Origin of the sequence: Streptomyces sp. YPW6, assembly GCF_018866325.1 — a bacterium.
In the GTDB taxonomy this organism is placed as follows: Bacteria; Actinomycetota; Actinomycetes; order Streptomycetales; family Streptomycetaceae; genus Streptomyces.
This window is the reverse complement of sequence record NZ_CP076457.1, coordinates 2,273,292-2,290,936: the sequence shown is the minus strand read 5'-3', so window position 1 is coordinate 2,290,936 and position 17,645 is coordinate 2,273,292. Positions and strand designations below refer to the sequence as shown.

The 17,645-nt window shown below is 73.2% G+C and carries 18 protein-coding genes and 1 pseudogene; 12 read left to right on the top strand and 7 right to left on the bottom strand.

The window, feature by feature from the left end:
* Positions 1-996: a GNAT family N-acetyltransferase gene (locus KME66_RS09920; protein ID WP_216321077.1), complete on the bottom strand. Its 996-nt coding sequence runs from the start codon at positions 994-996 to the stop codon at positions 1-3.
* 117 nt (positions 997-1,113) lie between these two features.
* Here KME66_RS09920 and fdxA point away from each other — a divergent pair, with 117 nt between their 5' ends.
* Together fdxA and dapC are read left to right on the top strand one after the other, a co-directional pair.
* Positions 1,114-1,434: a ferredoxin gene (gene fdxA, locus KME66_RS09915; protein ID WP_007446848.1), complete on the top strand. Its 321-nt coding sequence runs from the start codon at positions 1,114-1,116 to the stop codon at positions 1,432-1,434.
* Between the two features lie 179 nt (positions 1,435-1,613).
* Positions 1,614-2,708 carry a succinyldiaminopimelate transaminase gene (dapC, locus tag KME66_RS09910; protein WP_216321074.1) on the top strand — a complete coding sequence of 365 codons (1,095 nt, stop codon included), beginning with the start codon at positions 1,614-1,616 and terminating at the stop codon, positions 2,706-2,708.
* An 84-nt stretch (positions 2,709-2,792) separates the two neighbouring features.
* Here the strand turns inward: dapC and KME66_RS09905 are convergent, their stop codons facing one another.
* Both KME66_RS09905 and KME66_RS09900 read right to left on the bottom strand, forming a co-directional pair.
* Positions 2,793-3,230, bottom strand: coding sequence for an ATP-binding protein (locus tag KME66_RS09905; protein ID WP_216321071.1), 438 nt, complete (start codon positions 3,228-3,230; stop codon positions 2,793-2,795).
* 290 nt (positions 3,231-3,520) lie between these two features.
* Positions 3,521-4,384, bottom strand: coding sequence for a hypothetical protein (locus tag KME66_RS09900; RefSeq protein WP_216329188.1), 864 nt, complete (start codon positions 4,382-4,384; stop codon positions 3,521-3,523).
* 121 nt (positions 4,385-4,505) lie between these two features.
* Between KME66_RS09900 and dapE the strand changes: the two genes are divergently transcribed.
* Positions 4,506-5,585, top strand: coding sequence for a succinyl-diaminopimelate desuccinylase (gene dapE, locus KME66_RS09895; protein ID WP_216321067.1), 1,080 nt, complete (start codon positions 4,506-4,508; stop codon positions 5,583-5,585).
* A gap of 131 nt (positions 5,586-5,716) precedes the next feature.
* A complete protein-coding gene (locus tag KME66_RS09890; RefSeq protein ID WP_073214993.1) occupies positions 5,717-6,502 on the top strand; it encodes a TIGR00730 family Rossman fold protein in 786 nt (261 codons plus the stop codon).
* Between the two features lie 325 nt (positions 6,503-6,827).
* Here KME66_RS09890 and folP read toward each other — a convergent pair whose 3' ends face one another.
* Positions 6,828-7,700, bottom strand: coding sequence for a dihydropteroate synthase (folP, locus tag KME66_RS09885; protein WP_073214990.1), 873 nt, complete (start codon positions 7,698-7,700; stop codon positions 6,828-6,830).
* A gap of 85 nt (positions 7,701-7,785) precedes the next feature.
* On the opposite strand from folP, the gene KME66_RS09880 reads away from it, so the two are divergent.
* The gene (locus KME66_RS09880) at positions 7,786-8,241 is read left to right on the top strand and encodes a DivIVA domain-containing protein (RefSeq protein WP_073214987.1); all 456 of its coding nucleotides are present in this window, start codon (positions 7,786-7,788) and stop codon (positions 8,239-8,241) included.
* Positions 8,238-8,837 (top strand): DNA-3-methyladenine glycosylase I, encoded by a 600-nt coding sequence (locus tag KME66_RS09875; protein WP_253208275.1) that lies wholly within the window; start codon positions 8,238-8,240, stop codon positions 8,835-8,837. Before KME66_RS09880 ends, KME66_RS09875 begins: the two co-directional genes overlap by 4 nt.
* 7 nt (positions 8,838-8,844) lie before the next feature.
* Here KME66_RS09875 and KME66_RS09870 read toward each other — a convergent pair whose 3' ends face one another.
* Positions 8,845-9,657 carry an enoyl-CoA hydratase-related protein gene (locus KME66_RS09870; RefSeq protein ID WP_216321061.1) on the bottom strand — a complete coding sequence of 271 codons (813 nt, stop codon included), beginning with the start codon at positions 9,655-9,657 and terminating at the stop codon, positions 8,845-8,847.
* 316 nt (positions 9,658-9,973) lie between these two features.
* On the opposite strand from KME66_RS09870, the gene KME66_RS09865 reads away from it, so the two are divergent.
* Positions 9,974-10,141 (top strand): DUF3117 domain-containing protein, encoded by a 168-nt coding sequence (locus tag KME66_RS09865; protein ID WP_003966491.1) that lies wholly within the window; start codon positions 9,974-9,976, stop codon positions 10,139-10,141.
* A gap of 89 nt (positions 10,142-10,230) precedes the next feature.
* On the opposite strand, the gene KME66_RS09860 is transcribed toward KME66_RS09865, so the two are convergent.
* Positions 10,231-10,896 (bottom strand): O-methyltransferase, encoded by a 666-nt coding sequence (locus KME66_RS09860; RefSeq protein ID WP_073214977.1) that lies wholly within the window; start codon positions 10,894-10,896, stop codon positions 10,231-10,233.
* Between the two features lie 177 nt (positions 10,897-11,073).
* Here KME66_RS09860 and sigE point away from each other — a divergent pair, with 177 nt between their 5' ends.
* From sigE to KME66_RS09835, 5 genes and pseudogenes are all read left to right on the top strand, one after another.
* Positions 11,074-11,835 (top strand): RNA polymerase sigma factor SigE, encoded by a 762-nt coding sequence (sigE, locus tag KME66_RS09855; protein WP_236726212.1) that lies wholly within the window; start codon positions 11,074-11,076, stop codon positions 11,833-11,835.
* On the top strand, positions 11,832-12,899 hold the full coding sequence (locus tag KME66_RS09850; protein ID WP_216321058.1) for an anti-sigma factor: 1,068 nt from the start codon (positions 11,832-11,834) through the stop codon (positions 12,897-12,899). Before sigE ends, KME66_RS09850 begins: the two co-directional genes overlap by 4 nt.
* A gap of 92 nt (positions 12,900-12,991) precedes the next feature.
* Positions 12,992-14,957, top strand: a pseudogene (locus KME66_RS09845) (trypsin-like peptidase domain-containing protein).
* 143 nt (positions 14,958-15,100) lie between these two features.
* Positions 15,101-15,601: a sec-independent translocase gene (locus KME66_RS09840; protein ID WP_073214969.1), complete on the top strand. Its 501-nt coding sequence runs from the start codon at positions 15,101-15,103 to the stop codon at positions 15,599-15,601.
* Between the two features lie 126 nt (positions 15,602-15,727).
* Positions 15,728-16,399 carry a hypothetical protein gene (locus tag KME66_RS09835; RefSeq protein ID WP_073214967.1) on the top strand — a complete coding sequence of 224 codons (672 nt, stop codon included), beginning with the start codon at positions 15,728-15,730 and terminating at the stop codon, positions 16,397-16,399.
* A gap of 88 nt (positions 16,400-16,487) precedes the next feature.
* Here KME66_RS09835 and KME66_RS09830 read toward each other — a convergent pair whose 3' ends face one another.
* Positions 16,488-17,621, bottom strand: a complete 1,134-nt coding sequence (locus KME66_RS09830) for an Mrp/NBP35 family ATP-binding protein (protein ID WP_073214965.1) — start codon at positions 17,619-17,621, stop codon at positions 16,488-16,490.
* Positions 17,622-17,645 lie beyond the last annotated feature (24 nt).

The following is a 17,645-nucleotide window of genomic DNA, read 5'->3' as shown; positions in this document are numbered from 1 at the left end:
TCACGCCGAGCGGTAGTGGTGGTAGCGGTGATGGTCCGTGAAGCCCATGCCGTCGTACAGCGCCCGTGCCCCCTCATTGTCCTCCTCGACCTGGAGCCAGGCCGCCGAGGCGCCCTCGTCCAGCGCGCGGCGGGCCAGCGCGGTCATCACCGTCGTGGCCAGTCCGCGCCGTCGCTGCGCGGGGGCGACCTCCACCGCCATGAACCCCGCCCACCGGCCGTCCACGACGCACCGCCCGATCGCGTCCGGCGCGTCGCCGCTCCCCGGCACCGAGGCGAACCAGACCGAGGGGCCGCTGCCCAGCACCCGCAGCACATGCGGTCCTGGGGTGGAGAAGCGCTGGTAGCGGGCGAGCCAGGCCGCGTCCGGCTCCCGGCTCAGACGGACCGCGGACACCTCCGCCTCCCGGTCCCCGACCGGCGCCAGCGCGGCGATCCGGACCTCCGCGGAGACCTCGCGCCGCCAGCCGTGCCGTTCCAGCTCCGCGCACAGGACCTCCTGCGCGCCCTCGGCCCCGGTCGCCGTCTGGATGTACGCGGGCAGGTCCCGCTCCCCGTACCAGCGGCGGACGCGCCCGAACGCCTCGCCGAGCGGCAGACCCGGATCGCCCAGCGGCAGGACGGAGTTGGCGCGCCGGGTGAAACCCCCGGCCGCGCGCAGCCGCCAGTCGCCCAGCGCCTCGCTCTCCACCGGCTGCCAGGCGCGCGCGGTGACGGCCGCCAGCTCCTCGAAGGACGCCGCCGGACCCCGGCGCCGGGCCGGCGCCGCGGGCACGACCTTGCCCGCGACCAGGGAGGATTCCACGATGTGGACGGATTCCCCGCTCTTTCGTGTGATCGACACCACACCGCTCTGCCATGAGGTGAGCACGCCGACCACGTCGGTGAACTCCACGCCCGTGCCCCCGCCGTCCGTCCGCCGTCGCACGGACACGCGTTTGCCCACGTCAGCGGGTGTGATGCGGACTTCCAGCCGTCCGCCGATGGTGAATTCCACAGCTCTGTCCGCCCCTCCTGTTCGGATCGTGCCCGAGAACGGAGATACTAGGGGCGGGCATCGACGACGCCGCGCTCCCGCGCGAGAGCCAACGCCCTACCGAGGAGGAACGACAGCGTGACCTACGTCATCGCGCAGCCTTGTGTCGACGTGAAGGACAAGGCCTGCATCGAAGAATGCCCCGTCGACTGCATCTACGAGGGCCAGCGGTCCTTGTACATCCACCCGGACGAGTGCGTCGACTGTGGAGCCTGTGAGCCGGTGTGCCCGGTCGAGGCCATCTTCTACGAGGACGACACCCCGGAGGAGTGGAAGGACTACTACAAGGCCAACGTCGAGTTCTTCGACGACCTCGGCTCGCCCGGCGGTGCTTCCAAGCTCGGGCTCATCGAGCGCGACCACGCGTTCATCGCCGGACTGCCGCCGCAGAACCAGTAAGCGGCGGCACCCCGCGCGCAGCCCGGTCCCGTACGGCTCGTCCCCGTGCGGGGCCGAGCCGTTTCCCGGTCCCCGCACGGGGGCCGGCGCCGCCGGTCCCCGGCCCGTAGCGCGCCGGTCCCCGACCTGAAGCGTCCGTACCCGAACAGCCCGGGAACGCCCCGAGAAAGCAGAGCCCCGTGTCCGCAGTCTCCTCCCGCCTCCCCGTCTTCCCCTGGGACAAGCTCGCGCCCTTCAAGGCGACGGCCCAGGCCCATCCGGACGGCATCGTGGACCTGTCGGTCGGCACCCCGGTCGACCCGGTCCCCGAGCTGATCCAGCGGGCGCTGGTCGCCGCCGCGGACAGCCCCGGCTATCCGACGGTGTGGGGCACCGAGGCCCTGCGGGACGCGCTCACCGGCTGGGCGGAGCGCCGCCTCGGCGCGGTCGGCGTCACCCACGCCAACGTGCTGCCGGTCGTCGGCTCCAAGGAGCTGGTGGCCTGGCTGCCGACGCAGCTCGGGCTCGGCGCGGGCGACAAGGTGGCCTATCCCCGGCTCGCCTACCCGACGTACGAGGTCGGCGCCCGGCTCTGCGGCGCGGAGCCCGTCGTCTACGACGACCCCACGGAGCTGGACCCGGCGGGGCTGAAGCTGCTCTGGCTGAACTCGCCGTCCAACCCCACCGGCAAGGTGCTGGCCAAGGACGAGCTGACCAGGATCGTCGCCTGGGCGCGCGAGCACGGTGTCCTCGTCTTCAGCGACGAGTGCTACCTGGAGCTGGGCTGGGACGCCGAACCGGTCTCGGTCCTCCACCCGGACGTCTGCGGCGGCCACTACGACGGCATCGTGGCCGTCCATTCCCTCTCCAAGCGCTCCAACCTGGCCGGATACCGGGCCGCGTTCATCGCGGGCGACGCGGCCGTCCTCGGTGAGCTGCTGCTGATCCGCAAGCACGGCGGGATGATGACGGCCGCCCCCGTCCAGGCGGCCACCGTCGCCGCCCTCGGCGACGACGTGCACGTCTCCGAACAGCGCGCCCGGTACGCCGACCGGCGCCTCGCTCTGCGGACGGCCCTGGAGGCGCACGGCTTCCGCATCGAGCACAGCGAGGCCAGCCTCTACCTGTGGGCCACCCGCGACGAGCCGTGCTGGGACACCGTGGCGTACCTCGCGGAGCGGGGCATCCTGGTCGCGCCCGGCGACTTCTACGGTCCGGCCGGCGCGAGCTTCGTCCGGGTGGCGTTCACCGCCACGGACGAGCGGGTGGCGGCGGCGGTCAAGCGCCTGTCCTGACCCCTGCGTCAGGCACGTGCGGCACACGCGGGAGGGCCTGAGGGGTGCGCACCCCTCAGGCCCTCCCGCGTGTGCGTGAGCCGGTCAGCCGATCGGCAGGCCGTTCAGCGGCAGGCCGTCGGTGGGCAGCCCGCCGCCGAGACCGTCGGTCGGCAGCCCGCCGCCGGCGGCCTCGGTCACCCCGCCGACGGCCTCGCCCGCGTTGCCCGCGGCCTGGCCGGCGGTCTCCTGGGCGGCGGGCACGGCGACCTTGGCGGACGTGCCGGCGGTCTCGCCCGCCGCCGGGAGCGCGGTGCCGACGAGCCGGCCGCCGGTCTCCCCGGCGGCCTGGGTGCCCTGCTGGGCGGTGCTGTCCAGGGTGTTGCCGACGTTCGCGCCGTCCAGTGCGGTCAGGCCGCCCAGCTCCGGGGCCGCCGGGAGATCTGCGGCGCTCGCGGCGCCGGCCGCACCGACCACGGGGGTCGCGCCAGCGGCGATCAGCAGCGCGGCACGAGCGATCCGACGGGTCAGGGGGAGGGACATGATGCTCCTTCAGCGGGTTGTGCACGAATCTGTCTGTCCGGTGATCGGACGCACTGACAACCGCTGCGGGGGAGGGGGAGGTTGCGGCGGACCAAGGTAAAGACTGAGTAATGCGTCCGATTATCCGCAGCGGAAGAACCCGGGCAAATAATCCATACCGCCGGGACCCGATGAACCGTCACTTCCCTTGTGGGGCAAGGGGATCGGTGCAGACGGGCACGGAGGCGAGGAGTCGCGCCGAAAGGGCGTGGCCGACCGGGCTCCTTGGCCCGTACGAGTGACGGGGCGTACTACTGAACGACCTGGATCCTGACCGCGGTCGCGCCCGATTCCTCGTCCTTCGCGCGTTCCGTCCGCCAGCCCGAAGCGGCGTCCCAGACCTGGCCGGCATAGCGCACGCGCTCGATCCGCAGCGCCTCGGACTGCGCCACGGCCCAGTGCGCCAGCTCCCAGCCGCGCCGCGGCGAGGCCTTGTCCTCGGTCCGCGAAGAGGCCGCCGGGACGGGCACCGAGACGGTCGAGGCGGCGGAGCTGCCCGCGGTCTTCGCGGCGGGCAGCACGTCCTTGCCGAAGGCCCGCACCAAAGCGGCCCGCACCCGCCCGGCATCCCCCGGGCCCTTCGCCGTGGCGGTCGACGGGGTGCAGTTCAGCGAGGCCGGCCTGCGCCCGGTCAGCGCCGCCGCGAGGAGCGCGGCATCCGGCTCGTGCTTCGCGTACGCCTGCGGGAACCCGCTGCGCTGCACGCGCTGCGCGGCCACGGTCAGCGGCAGCCGGGAGTAGCCCGGGACCTCGGCGAGGTGGTCGTAGAACTCACCGGCGGCGTAGACCGGGTCCATGAGCTGCGCGGGCGTCCCCCACCCCTGCGAGGGCCGCTGCTGGAAGAGCCCCAGCGAGTCCCGGTCCCCGTAGTCGATGTTGCGGAGCGTGGACTCCTGGAGCGCGGTCGCCAGCGCGATCGTCACCGCCCGCTCCGGCATGCCCCGCGTGGTGCCGACCGCGGAGATCGTCGCCGCGTTCACGGCCTGGGCCAGGCTCATCTCGTACCGCTGGGTCTCACCCTCGTCCCCGTCCTTCGCCTCCACCACACAGCGCGGCGGGTTCGAGCCGGAGGAGTCGTACTGCACGACCAGATATCCGCCCAGCGCCGCGAGCACGGCGAAGGCGACCCCGGAGCGGAAGAGGCGTCGTCGGCGAGGGCTGGCTGTCCTGGACACGGGCCCACCGTACTGGAGGGGCCGGGCGGGGCCGCTACCCCTGTCGCTTAGGGTCGGGTCCATGGCCGACAGCATCCTTGACCTCACCCTGGACGGACCGGCGCTCACCGCCCGGCTCGTCGACCTCCCCTCGGTCAGCGGGGAGGAGAAGGCCCTCGCGGACGCGATCGAATCGGCCCTGCGCGCTCTGCCGCACCTCACCGTCGACCGGCACGGCAACAACGTCGTCGCCCGCACGAACCTGGGCCGCGCCGAACGCGTCGTCCTCGCCGGGCACATCGACACGGTGCCGATCGCCGACAACGTCCCCTCCCGCCTCGACGAGAACGGCGTCCTCTGGGGCTGCGGCACCTCCGACATGAAGTCCGGCGTCGCCGTCCAGCTCCGGATCGCCGCGACGGTCCCCGAGCCCAACCGCGACCTGACCTTCATCTTCTACGACAACGAAGAGGTGGCCGCCCACCTCAACGGCCTCGGCCACATCGCCGACGCGCACCCCGAGTGGCTCGCCGGAGACTTCGCCGTTCTGCTGGAGCCCTCCGACGGCGAGGTCGAGGGCGGCTGCCAGGGCACCCTGCGGGTCCACCTGCGGACGACGGGGGAGCGGGCCCACTCCGCGCGCGGCTGGATGGGGTCCAACGCGGTCCACGCGGCCGCCCCGATCCTGGCCGCCCTCGCCGCGTACGAGCCCCGCCGCCCCGTCATCGACGGCCTCGAATACCGCGAGGGACTCAACGCGGTCGGCATCGAGGGCGGCGTCGCCACCAACGTCATCCCGGACGCCTGCACCGTCGTCGTCAACTACCGCTACGCCCCCGACCGCACCGAGGAGGAGGCCCTCGCCCACGTCCGCGAGGTCTTCGCCGACTGCGGCGTGGCCGAGATCGTCGTCGACGACCACTCCGGCGCCGCCATGCCCGGCCTCGCCCACCCCGCGGCCCAGGCGTTCATGACCGCCGTCGGAGGCACGGCCCGGCCCAAGTTCGGCTGGACCGACGTCTCCCGCTTCGGCGCGCTGGGCGTGCCCGCGGTGAACTACGGACCCGGCGACCCGATGTACGCCCACAAGCGCGACGAACACGTGGCCGTCGAGAAGATCACCCACTGCGAGAACCGCCTCCGGGCCTGGCTGACCGGCTGACCTTCCGGCCGGCGGGCGACCGTGTGGACGCACGACATTCCCCCCTCCGTAACCTCCGCCGATCTACGCTGGCCGCACGCAGCACGACCATGACGACCCGGCACGAAGCAGGTCGGTGGAGGGAGCGGAACATGGGCAACGCCGAAGACGCACGGATCCCCGAGGGTGCGGAGGTCCCCGAGGGCGCCGTGAGCCCCGGAGAACAGTGGCTGGGCCCCGTCCTGCGCCGCAGGGAGCAGGTCCAGCCCGGCACGACCGATCAGCGGCTCCTGGACTCCGAGGGCGATTCCGAGTGGGTGCACACCGACCCCTGGCGGGTGATGCGCATCCAGTCGGAGTTCGTCGAGGGCTTCGGCGCGCTCGCCGAACTGCCGAGCGCGATCAGCGTCTTCGGCTCGGCCCGCACCCCCGCCGGATCGCCGGAGTACGAGGCCGGGGTGGCGATCGGCAAGGCCCTGGTCGACGCGGGCTTCGCGGTGATCACCGGCGGCGGGCCGGGCGCGATGGAGGCGGCCAACAAGGGAGCCAGGGAGGCCAGGGGCGTCTCGGTCGGCCTCGGCATCGAGCTGCCCTTCGAGTCGGGCCTCAACCCGCACGTCGACATCGGCGTCAACTTCCGCTACTTCTTCGTCCGCAAGACGATGTTCGTGAAGTACGCCCAGGGCTTCGTGGTCCTGCCCGGCGGCCTCGGCACTCTCGACGAACTCTTCGAGGCCCTGACGCTCGTCCAGACCGGCAAGGTCACCCGCTTCCCGATCGTCCTGTTCGGCACGGCGTACTGGGGCGGCCTGGTCGACTGGCTCCGCGACACGGTGGTGGCCCAGGGCAAGGCGTCGGAGAAGGACCTGGTGCTCTTCCACGTGACGGACGACGTGGAGGAAGCGGTGATGCTGGTCACCAAGGAGGTCGGGCGGTAACTGCCGACGACCGACGACCAGCCGGCCGGGGATGCCGTCGGCAGTCCGCCCGGCGTTCGGGACACCTCCGGCCGGCACGTTCCGAAGGGGCCTTCCGAAGAGACCCTCCGGAAGGCCCCTTCCGTAGGGCCTCTTCGGAAGGCCTCTTCGGAGGGGCCGGCCAGATCCCGCCCGTCCGGCGGCCGAGGACATCTCCTCAGCCCCGCCGGCGCTTGAGGTGCGGGGGCCCGGGGCAGCTCCCGGGCCCCCGCACCCCGGGCAGGCGCCCGGCGGCCGGAGCTGGGCCAGCCCCCCGCACCCCGGGCAGGCGTCGGGCGGCCGGGAGCTACGCCAGTCCCCGCCGCGCCACGGCCGGCGCCCGGTGCCCGGCGATGGACGCCACCATGTCCAGCACCTGCCGTGTCTCCGCCACCTCGTGCACCCGGTACACCCGCGCGCCCAGCCACGCCGACACCGCCGTCGTCGCCAGCGTGCCGATGACCCGCTCCTTCACCGGCCGGTCGAGCGTCTCCCCGACGAAGTCCTTGTTGGACAGGGACACCAGCACCGGCCACCCCGTGTCCGCCATCTCCTCCAGCCGGCGCGTCGCCTCCAGGGAGTGCCGGGTGTTCTTCCCGAAGTCGTGCCCCGGATCGATCATGATCCCGTCCGTCCGCACCCCGAGCTCCACCGCCCGCTCGGCGAGGCCCACCGTCACCCGCAGGATGTCCGCCATGACGTCGTCGTACGCGATCCGGTGCGGCCGCGTCCGCGGCTCCGCGCCGCCCGCGTGCGTGCACACGAGCCCGGCCCCGTAGCGCGCGGCGACCTCCGCCAGCTTCGGGTCCACCCCGCCCCACGCGTCGTTCAGCACATCCGCCCCGGCCTCGCAGACCGCCTCGCCCACGTCGTGCCGCCAGGTGTCCACGCTGATCACCACGTCCGGGTGGCGGCGGCGGACCTCGGCGACGAACCCGACCGTGCGGCGCGCCTCCTCCTCGGCGGTCACCTCCTCGCCGGGGCCCGCCTTCACCCCGCCGATGTCGATGATCGCCGCGCCCTCGGCCACCGCCTGCTCGACCCGGGCGAGCGCCGGCTCGTCCCGGAACGTGGCGCCCTGGTCGTAGAAGGAGTCCGGGGTCCGGTTCACGATCGCCATGATCACCGGCTCGTGCGGACCGAATTCCCGCCGCCCCAGCCTCAGTGCACCGCTGCCCATCCCGTGTCTCCTCCGCTAGCCGCCTGCGAACCGCCTGCCGACCCTACGGCCTTTCGTGGTCGGCCCCGACTTTTGTCGGTGCCGCATGGCACGATCTGAACCGGACGAGGTTGTTGCCCCCGGGGAGATGCGCGTGTTCTGGTTCTTGCTGCTCACGATGGTCGTGGTCGTCACCGCGGTCACCCTCGCGGTGGTCGGAGGCGGTGGGAGCGCGGTGCTCCAGGACGTGCCGCCGGAGCGGTTCACCGACCCCCTGCCCGCCGCCCGTCCGGTCGGCCGGGCGGACGTCGAGGCGCTGCGCCTGCCGATGGCGATGCGCGGCTACCGGATGGCGGACGTCGACGAGGCGCTGTCCCGGCTCGGCGCCGAGCTGGCCGAGCGCGACGCCCGGATCGCGGAGCTGGAATCCACCCTGGCCGGGGACCGGGCGGCCGCGGTGACGACGGGCACCGAGCTGTTCGAGCGGCCCGGTGACCGGCCCGCGGCGGAGCCTGCCGACCCCGCGGACGGCCCCGACCGCACCGAGGAGGACGGCCGATGAGCGGCGCGGCCGCGGCCGCCCCCGACGGCGGGCTGCGCTGCCCCTGGGGCCTGTCCACCGAGGACTACCTCGCCTACCACGACACCGAGTGGGGCCGGGCGGTCCACGGGGACGACGCCCTGTTCGAACGGCTCTGCCTGGAGGCCTTCCAGTCCGGGCTCTCCTGGCTCACGATCCTGCGCCGCCGGGAGACCTTCCGTACCGCCTTCGAGGGATTCCGGATCGAGGCGGTCGCGAAGTTCACCGACGCCGACCGGGAACGGCTCCTGGCCGACCCGGGCATCATCCGCAACAGGGCCAAGGTCGACGCGACCCTCGCCAACGCGAAGGTGCTCGCCGGCTGGCGGGCCGGGGAGCTGGACGAGCTGATCTGGTCCTACGCCCCCGACCCGGCCGGCCGGCCCGCCCCGCGCACGCTGTCGGACGTCCCGGCCGTCACCCCGGAGTCCACCGCGCTCGCGAAGGCGCTCAAGAAGCGCTCGATCCGCTTCGTCGGTCCCACCACCGCCTACGCGCTGATGCAGGCCTGCGGACTGGTCGACGACCACCTCGCGGACTGCGTGGCGCGCGGCGGCGGCAGCAGCACGCCGGGCTGAGCCGCCGCTACTTCCCCAGGTAGACCGGCTTCTCCTTGGCGAGGAACGCCTCCACCGCGATGACGTGGTCCTGCGACGCGCCCGCCCGGGTCTGGAGTTCGTCCTCCTTCTCCAGCGTCTCGGCGAGCGTGTGCCCGGCGCCGTACGCCATCGACTCCTTCAGCGCCGCGTACGCCACCGTGGGGCCGGCGGCCAGGGCGCGCGCCCTGGCCGCCGCCGCCTCCGCCAGCTCGGCCGCCGGGACCACGGTGTTCACCAGGCCCAGTTCGTGCGCCTCCTGCGCGGAGAACGGCCGGGGATCGACCAGCAGCCCGAAGGCGCGGGTCTGCCCGATGAGCCGCGGCAGGGTCCAGGACACGCCCGAGTCGGCGGTCAGCGCGACCCCCGCGAAGGAGGTGCTGAAGGTGGCGGTGTCCGCGACGATCCGGTAGTCGGCCGCCAGCGCGAAGCCGAACCCGGCCCCGGCCGCGACCCCGTTCACCCCGGCGACGACCGGCTTCGGCATCTCCGTGATCGCCCGCACGATCGGGTTGTAGTGCTCCCGTACGGTGCTGAGCGCGTTGCCGTCGCCCGCCTCACGGGTCGCCCGGAGCGTGGCGACATGCTCCTTGAGGTCCTGGCCGACGCAGAAGGCGCGCCCGGTGGCCGTGAGCAGCACCGCCCGTACCGCCGGGTCCGCCTCCGCCTCCAGCAGCGCGTCCCGGAGGGCGACCTTCGCCGCCGTGTTCAGCGCGTTCATCGCGTCGGGTCGGTTGAGCGTGATCGTCGCGAGCCCCTCGCTCACGTCGTACAGAACGGTGTTCGCCTGCTCGTCGGCCATTCCGGTTTCCCCTCGCTGCTCGGGCGTCGTTGCTCCTTGCAGGCAAGCATGGCCGACGCCGACCGGGGCAGGGATGTGACCTGCGTCTAACAATTGGTGCTCACCCGGGGGTCCGAGGTGGCGCAGTATCGCAGCCGGATCGCCGAATTGGGTGGTTTTGGGAAAGCGCGTTGCGCAAGCGATGCAGACCGATGTTGGTCATCGGGGTCGTTGATGCGGGATAATGGCGAAGAAGCAATGTGTTCGATGCCGGTGAGGCAGCGCCTGTCATGGGGCCGCCGGTTGCGATGAGCTGGTTTCAGGAAGGGGAACGAGCATGGCGGCCATGAAGCCGCGGACGGGCGACGGCCCGCTCGAGGTGACAAAGGAGGGGCGGGGCATCGTCATGCGCGTTCCGCTCGAAGGCGGCGGTCGGCTTGTTGTCGAGCTGACTCCGGACGAGGCCGATGCCCTCGGCGACGCGCTGAAGAAGGTCGTCGGCTGACGCGGAACGCCCATCACCTTCACGACTGCCCGGCACGGTTCCGTGCCGGGCAGTCGTGCGTCAGGTCGCGGTCGCCGGTCCCGCGCCGCTCAGCCGCGCCGGACCGCGCAGAGCAGCCCGTCACCGACCGGCAGCAGCGTCGACTTCAGCTCCTGGCTCTCGCGCACCGTGCGCAGCAGCTCCCGCAGCCGCAGCACCTCGGCCGGCTGGGCGGCCGAGTCGACCGTACGGCCGTCCGCGAAGACGCCCTCGAAGCAGACCAGGCCGCCCGGACGCAGCAGGCGCAACGATTCAGCGAGGACGTCGAGGCTCTCCAGCCGGTCCCCGTCGCAGAAGACGAGGTCGTAGCCGCCGTCCGCGAGCCGGGGCAGGACGTCCAGGGCGCGGCCGGGGATGAACCGGGCCCGGTTGGTGGCGAAACCCGCCGCGCGGAACGCCTCCCGGGCGAACTGCTGGCGCTCGGGCTCGGGGTCCACCGTGGTCAGGACCCCGTCCGGCCGCATTCCGTGCAGGAGGTGGATGCCGGACACGCCGGTGCCCGTGCCGATCTCCGCCACCGCTTTGGCGTCCGCGGCGGCGGCCAGCAGGCGCAGCGCGGCGCCGGTGCCCGGTGACACCGGGCGGAGCCCCAGCTCGTGAGCCCGCTCCCGGGCCACGTGCAGTGCTTCGTCCTCGGCGACAAAGGCGTCGGCGAACGCCCAGCTCGTCTGCCGGTTGGCGGTAATGACCCTCTCCTGTCCCCGTAGTTGGCGCAACGGTGACTGTATCCGCTGGACCCGGGAACCCGCAGATGGGACCGGGCGTTGTGCAAGGAGTGGGGAAAGCGCAGCGACCGGGTCCGCGGACCGGACCGGGGAGCTGGGTGGAAGTCCCGGGCGACGCCCGGCCCCAGCAGGGAAAAGGCTTATCCGGAGCTAACGGGCGAGGTGGCTATGGTAGGGGCTCCACTGGACACCACCAGAGCCGACAGGGGAGGTGCGGCTGCGCCTGTGGACCGGAGAGGGGTGCTGCGGCGCCTGCTCGGGTCGGCCGGTGAGCCGAAATCCGTGACCAACATCGCTGACCGTTCTTCCGAAGACTCCGCACCGACCGCGACCTTCGCCTCTGATGCGGACTCTCAGGCGTGGACCCCGCCCTCATGGGAAGAGATCGTCAGCACGCACAGCGGTCGCGTGTACCGCCTCGCCTACCGGCTGACGGGAAACCAGCACGACGCCGAGGACCTGACCCAGGAGGTCTTCGTCCGGGTCTTCCGCTCGCTGTCGACGTACACGCCGGGCACCTTCGAGGGCTGGCTGCACCGCATCACGACCAACCTCTTCCTGGACATGGTCCGGCGCAAGCAGCGCATCCGCTTCGACTCGCTCGGTGACGACGCGGCCGAGCGGCTGCCGAGCCGCGAGCCGTCCCCGCAGCAGATCTTCAACGACACCCACTTCGACGCCGACGTGCAGCAGGCGCTGGACACCCTGGCGCCCGAGTTCCGCGCCGCCGTGGTCCTCTGCGACATCGAGGGCCTCAGCTACGAGGAGATCGCCGCGACCCTCGGGGTGAAGCTCGGGACCGTACGCAGCCGGATCCACCGCGGCCGTTCGCATCTGCGCAAGGCGCTCAAGCACCGTTCGCCCGAGGCCCGCGCCGAGCAGCGCTCCCTGGCGGACGCGGTCCTGGCGGGGGAGGGCGGACTGGCGTGAGTGGCACAGGTCCCACCGGTCCCACCCCTGCCGAAGCGCACCTGGGGGACCGGCTCGCCGCGCTGGTCGACGGCGAGTTGAAACACGACGCCCGGGAACGGGTCCTGGCGCACCTGGCGACCTGCGCCAAGTGCAAGGCCGAGGCCGACGCCCAGCGCCGCCTCAAGAGCGCCTTCGCCATGTCCGCTTCACCCTCGCCCTCCGAGGGCTTCCTGGCCCGCCTGCAGGGCCTTCCCGGGGGTCCCGGCGGCGACGACACGGGCTCCGGCGGACCGCTCGGCGGACCCGCGCCCTTCGCCGACGCGTTCTTCCCCGCGCTGCGCCCCTCCGGCCCCGGCACCCGGGCCGACACCGCGCCCTCGCCGCTGGACGGGTTCGGCTATCTCCCCGCCACCCACGGCTCCACCGCCGTGCTGCGCGGAGGGCCTGCCGCGAGTTCGGCCTTCCGCATACACGAGGTGAGCCGTGACGCGGACCGCTCGCCCTGGCGCGGGCGGCGCTTCGCGTTCGCCGCGGCCAGCGCCGTCTCCCTCGCGGCGATCGCGCTGGGCGGCACGCTGCCGCTGGATTCCGGTCCGGAGTCCCTGCGCGCCGAGGGCGCGGGGAACAACGTCACCCCGCTCGACGCCGGGACCCGCGTCGACAGCGGCGCCCAGGCGGTCAGCCGACAGGGCGGCGGCGCTCTCGCGGTGACCGGCGACGGCCGGGCGGCCCAGCAGCCGGGCTCCGACAGCTCCGGCGCCGGGACGAACGCGGTACCCCCGTCGCTCACCGGGACCCCGGTCGCCCCCGCCGTCACCCCTCCGGTGAACCTGCAGGGACCGCCGACCGCTCCGACGCCGCTGTGCGGCACCTCATCTTTGGGCGCACATCCGTTCACGCTGCCCACGCTGAACCTGTCCGTGCCCCCGCTGATACGCCCGGCGGCCTCCGGCACCCCGCTGCTGGCGGCGGCGCTCGGCAGCAGCGGGGTGCCGAAGACGGTTCCCTCCTCGCTGCCTTCGGGGCCGCCCCCGGCCTCGCCCGCCAACGATCTGGCGAGCCCGCTTTCGCCCCGGCCCTGACGGGACCCTGCGCGGGGTTTCGTAAACCTGGTTGAATTCCCGGGAGGGACGCCTCTGTGGGGCGTACGACAGAGGCCAGTTGCGGGGAGAGCATGGACGACGGGAAGCCCACCGGGCCGCAGGCGAAGTGGTGGAGCCGCCCCACGGCGAGGCGTGCCGACCACGCGGAGCCGGACAGCGGCCCGGCCCAGGCGGGCGCCCCGGACCCGGCGGAACGCAGCGCGCCGGCCCCGGCGGCCGTGCCTGACCCCGCCCCGGCGGCGGACGCCGATGTGCCGGCCCCGACCCCGGTGGCCGAGGACCAGGCGTCCTCCCCGGCGTCAGCAGCCCCGGATCAGGCGTCCACCCTGGCCCCGGCGCTGTCCACCCCGGACCAGGCGTCCTCCCCGGCCCCGGCGTCAGCCGCCCCGGACCAGGCCGTTCCCGGGCCCCGGGCGGGCGGGCAGCCGCTGCACGAGCCCGATGAGTACGGCACCCCGCCCTACGGCGGCCCCGGGCCCTGGGCGCCCGCTCCGCCGGTGCAGCGGCCGACCCCGGCCCACGGCACCGCCGTACCCCCGGAGGCCGCCCAAGCGCCGTCCGCGCAGTACGCCGCGACGAACGGCGCCGGAGCCCCGGCCCCGGCCCCGCGCCGCACTCCGTGCCCGCCGACGGCCACACGCCCCGTACCCCAGCCCGCCGGAGGCTTCGCGGCCCCGCAGCCCGCGCCCGCCGACGCCTTCCCCGCCCCACGCCGCGCCCGCCGACGCCTACGCGCCCCCGCCCCCGCAGCCCCCGGCGGCCCATCTGAACGCCCCGCACACGCCGGTCCCCGGGCAGCAGCCCGCCCACCCGGCGCACGGGCAGCACCAGCAGACGCCGTGGCTCCCCTACGATCCGTGGGGCGCCCCCGGGCAGCCGCTGACCCGGCCCGGTCCCCCCGAGGGCGCCGAGACCAGGCGGAAGAAGAAGCGGCGCGGCGGAGCGTTCGCCGGCGTCCTCCTGCTGGCCCTGGTCGCCAGCGGCATCGGCGGCGGAGTCGGCGCGTACATCGAGCGCAACGGCGGACTGACCACCGTCGAACTGCCCCAGGCGGGCCGCGACAACGGCGACCGGGCCCCCGACAGCGTCGCGGGCATCGCCGCCAGCGCCCTGCCCAGCGTGGTCACCCTGCACGTCAGCGGCACCACCGAGTCCGGCACCGGCACCGGCTTCGTCCTCGACGGCCAGGGGCACATCCTCACCAACAACCACGTCGTCGCCCCGGCCGGATCCAGCGGCGACATCACCGTCACGTTCAGCACCGGTGAGACCGCCTCCGCCGAGCTCGTCGGCAAGGACAGCGGCTACGACCTCGCGGTCGTCCGGGTCCGCGGGGTCTCCGGCCTCAAACCCCTGCCCCTGGGCAACTCCGACAACGTCCAGGTGGGCGACCCGGTGGTGGCCATCGGCGCGCCCTTCGACCTGTCCAACACGGTGACCTCGGGCATCATCAGCGCCAAGGAGCGGCCCATCACCGCGGGCGGCGAGAAGGGCGACGGCAGCGACATCAGCTACGTCGACGCCCTCCAGACCGACGCCCCGATCAACCCGGGGAACTCCGGCGGCCCCCTCGTCGACTCCCGGGCCCAGGTCATCGGCATCAACAGCGCCATCCGCGCGGCCGACAGCGGCCGGGGCCCGGAGTCCGGCGGCCAGTCCGGCTCCATCGGCCTCGGCTTCGCCATACCCATCAACCAGGGCAAGCGCGTCGCCGAGGAACTGATCAGCACCGGCAAGGCCACCCACCCGGTGATCGGCGTGACGCTGGACATGAAGTACACCGGCGACGGGGCGAAGGTCGGCACCAAGGGCGCCGACGGCGGGCCCGCCGTCGCGAAGGACGGCCCGGCGGACCGGGCGGGCATCCGGTCCGGCGACGTCATCACGCAGGTCGACGGCCAGCGCGTGCACAGTGGCGAGGAGCTCATCGTGAAGATCCGGGCCCACCGTCCCGGCGACGATCTCGACCTCAAGCTGACCCGCGGCGGCAAGGAGCAGACCGTGACCCTGAAGCTCGGCTCGGCGAGCGGCACGTGATCCGGTACCCGATCCGGCACGGGCGCGCCACCACGAGGTACCGCACGGACACCTTCGACAGGTACCTTTGAGCGGTCCGGGCAGCAGGCGGCCCCGGGCCGCGATCGCACGGAGAACACGCGGAGAACACGAGGAGCAACAAGGTGTTCAATGACATAGGCGCACTGGAGCTGCTGACGCTCGGGGTGCTGGCCGTGCTGGTCTTCGGCCCCGACAAGCTGCCCAAGCTGATCCAGGACGTCACGCGCACCATCCGCAAGATCCGCGAGTTCTCGGACAGCGCCAAGGAAGACATCCGTTCCGAGCTGGGCCCGCAGTTCAAGGACTTCGAGTTCGAGGACCTCAACCCCAAGACGTTCGTCCGCAAGCAGCTGATGGACGGCAACGACGACCTGGGGCTGAAGGAGATCCGCGAGAGCTTCGACCTGCGCCAGGACCTGGCCGACGTCACCGACGCGGTCAACGGCCGCACCCCGGCCGGGTCCGATACCGCCAACAGTGCGGCGAACGGCTCGGCGGGCGCGTCGGCCGCCGCCCCCTCCACCAGCCTGACCAAGACCGGCGACACGGCTCCTGACCTGCTGAAGAAGGCCCCCGCGCCCGACCGGCCCGAGCGTCCGCCGTTCGACTCCGACGCCACCTGAGCCCCGGTCAATCCCGACTCGTCCGGACGGTATCGCTATTCTCCATCTGTCCGGTTGCGAGGACGCCCAAGCCCGCGGGGGGCGGGCCGCTCCGGATCTTGACCGATCGAGGAGGCGGCCGCGCACATGGAGACGACGAGTCGGACGGATACGGACGGTGTCCCGGGCACGGCCACGGTGGAGGAAGCGCCGCAGGAGGCCCCGGCCGCCCGGCGGGCCGTCGACGGCTACCTGGCGGCGGCCTTCCCCTGGTACGGGCTGGACGAGGCCTTCACGGGCCCGCGCTGGCTGATGCAGGTCGGCACCGCGGCCGACGGCACCGTGCAGCACGGTGCGACGGGGCACGGCGACGAGCCGTCGGTGAAGACGGACGGTTCCGTGGACAAGGAGCGGTTCGCCGCGGTGATCACGGTGGCCGCGAGCCCCGTGCGGCGCACCGGTGACGGGACGGGCGTGCTGGACGCCACCACGGTGTCCTCGGCGGCCTGGCTCGCGGGCTCCGGCCTGCTGGCCTACACCTGGCCGCCGCAGATGGACCACACCCTGCGCGACGACTGGCTCGACCAGCAGACCGAGACGGCCTTCACCCTCGCCGACGACCTCGGCAGCGCGCCCTGGACGACGCTCTCCCTGCCGGTGGACGGGGTTCCGGTGGACTTCCACTACCGCGAGTCCGAGTTCGGCTGGGTGCTGGCCGGGTCCGCCCACGAGGGCGTGCACATCGGGGCGTACGGCCGGGGGATGAGCGCGTACGGCCTCGGCTTCGCCGTCATCAAGGACATCGAGACGTACGGGTAGCGACGGCGAGCAGCACCCCACGCACGCGACAGGGCGGGCCGGATGACCACCGGCCCGCCCTGTCGCGTGCTGTCGCCCTGCCGGAGCCTCAGAACTTGTTGCGCGGGGTGATCCCCAGCGACATGCCCGACAGACCGCGCTGACGGCCGCCCAGCTTCCGCGCGATCTCCCGCAACGCGCCGCCGGCCGGGGAGTCGGGGTCGGACAGGACGACCGGCTTGCCCTCGTCGCCGCCCTCACGCAGCCGTACGTCGATCGGGATCGCGCCCAGCACCGGAACCTCGGCGCCGACCGTCCGCGTCAGCCCCTCGGCGACCCGCGCGCCGCCGCCCGAGCCGAACACGTCGACCATCTCGTCGCAGTGCGGGCACGGCATGCCCGACATGTTCTCCACCACGCCGACGATCTTCTGGTGGGTCTGCACGGCGATCGAGCCGGCCCGCTCGGCCACCTCTGCCGCCGCCTGCTGCGGGGTCGTGACGACCAGGATCTCCGCGTTCGGCACGAGCTGCGCCACCGAGATCGCGATGTCGCCGGTGCCCGGCGGCAGGTCCAGCAGCAGGACGTCCAGGTCACCCCAGTACACATCGGCGAGGAACTGCTGGAGCGCCCGGTGCAGCATCGGACCGCGCCAGACCACGGGCGCGTTGCCCGGGGTGAACATGCCGATGGAGATGACCTTCACGCCGTGCGAGGACGGCGGCATGATCATGTTCTCGACCTGGGTGGGCTTGCCGTCCGCGCCCAGCATCCGGGGGACGCTGTGCCCGTAGATGTCGGCGTCCACGACACCGACCTTCAGCCCGTCGGCCGCCATCGCCGCGGCGAGGTTCACCGTCACCGAGGACTTGCCGACGCCGCCCTTGCCGGAGGCGACCGCGTACACCCGGGTCAGCGAGCCGGGCTGCGCGAAGGGCACCTCGCGCTCGGCGTTGCTGCCGCGCAGCGCGTTCGCCAGCTCCTTGCGCTGTTCGTCGCTCATCACGTCGAGGGTCACCTCGACGCGCGAGACGCCCTCGACCCGGGCGACCGCGTCGGTCACGTTCCGGGTGATCGTCTCGCGCATCGGGCAGCCGGAGACCGTGAGATACACGGTGACAGCGACCACACCGTCAGGATCGATCTCGACCGATTTCACCATGCCCAGCTCGGTGATCGGGCGGTGGATCTCCGGGTCGTTCACTGTCGACAGTGCCTCAAGCACCGCGTCTTCCGTAGCCATACGGAGATGGTACGGCGCGCGGGC

Bases quoted from the DNA above. Each gene is read 5' to 3' on its own strand.
- dapE (WP_216321067.1), top strand. From the start codon at position 4,506: ATGGCCGACAGCATCCTTGACCTCACCCTGGACGGACCGGCGCTCACC.
- KME66_RS09835 (WP_073214967.1), top strand. From the start codon at position 15,728: ATGGAGACGACGAGTCGGACGGATACGGACGGTGTCCCGGGCACGGCC.
- folP (WP_073214990.1), bottom strand. From the start codon at position 7,700: ATGGGCAGCGGTGCACTGAGGCTGGGGCGGCGGGAATTCGGTCCGCAC.
- KME66_RS09890 (WP_073214993.1), top strand. From the start codon at position 5,717: ATGGGCAACGCCGAAGACGCACGGATCCCCGAGGGTGCGGAGGTCCCC.
- KME66_RS09830 (WP_073214965.1), bottom strand. From the start codon at position 17,621: ATGGCTACGGAAGACGCGGTGCTTGAGGCACTGTCGACAGTGAACGAC.
- KME66_RS09880 (WP_073214987.1), top strand. From the start codon at position 7,786: ATGGCACGATCTGAACCGGACGAGGTTGTTGCCCCCGGGGAGATGCGC.
- sigE (WP_236726212.1), top strand. From the start codon at position 11,074: ATGGTAGGGGCTCCACTGGACACCACCAGAGCCGACAGGGGAGGTGCG.
- KME66_RS09905 (WP_216321071.1), bottom strand. From the start codon at position 3,230: ATGTCCCTCCCCCTGACCCGTCGGATCGCTCGTGCCGCGCTGCTGATC.
- KME66_RS09875 (WP_253208275.1), top strand. From the start codon at position 8,238: ATGAGCGGCGCGGCCGCGGCCGCCCCCGACGGCGGGCTGCGCTGCCCC.
- KME66_RS09865 (WP_003966491.1), top strand. From the start codon at position 9,974: ATGGCGGCCATGAAGCCGCGGACGGGCGACGGCCCGCTCGAGGTGACA.
- KME66_RS09870 (WP_216321061.1), bottom strand. From the start codon at position 9,657: ATGGCCGACGAGCAGGCGAACACCGTTCTGTACGACGTGAGCGAGGGG.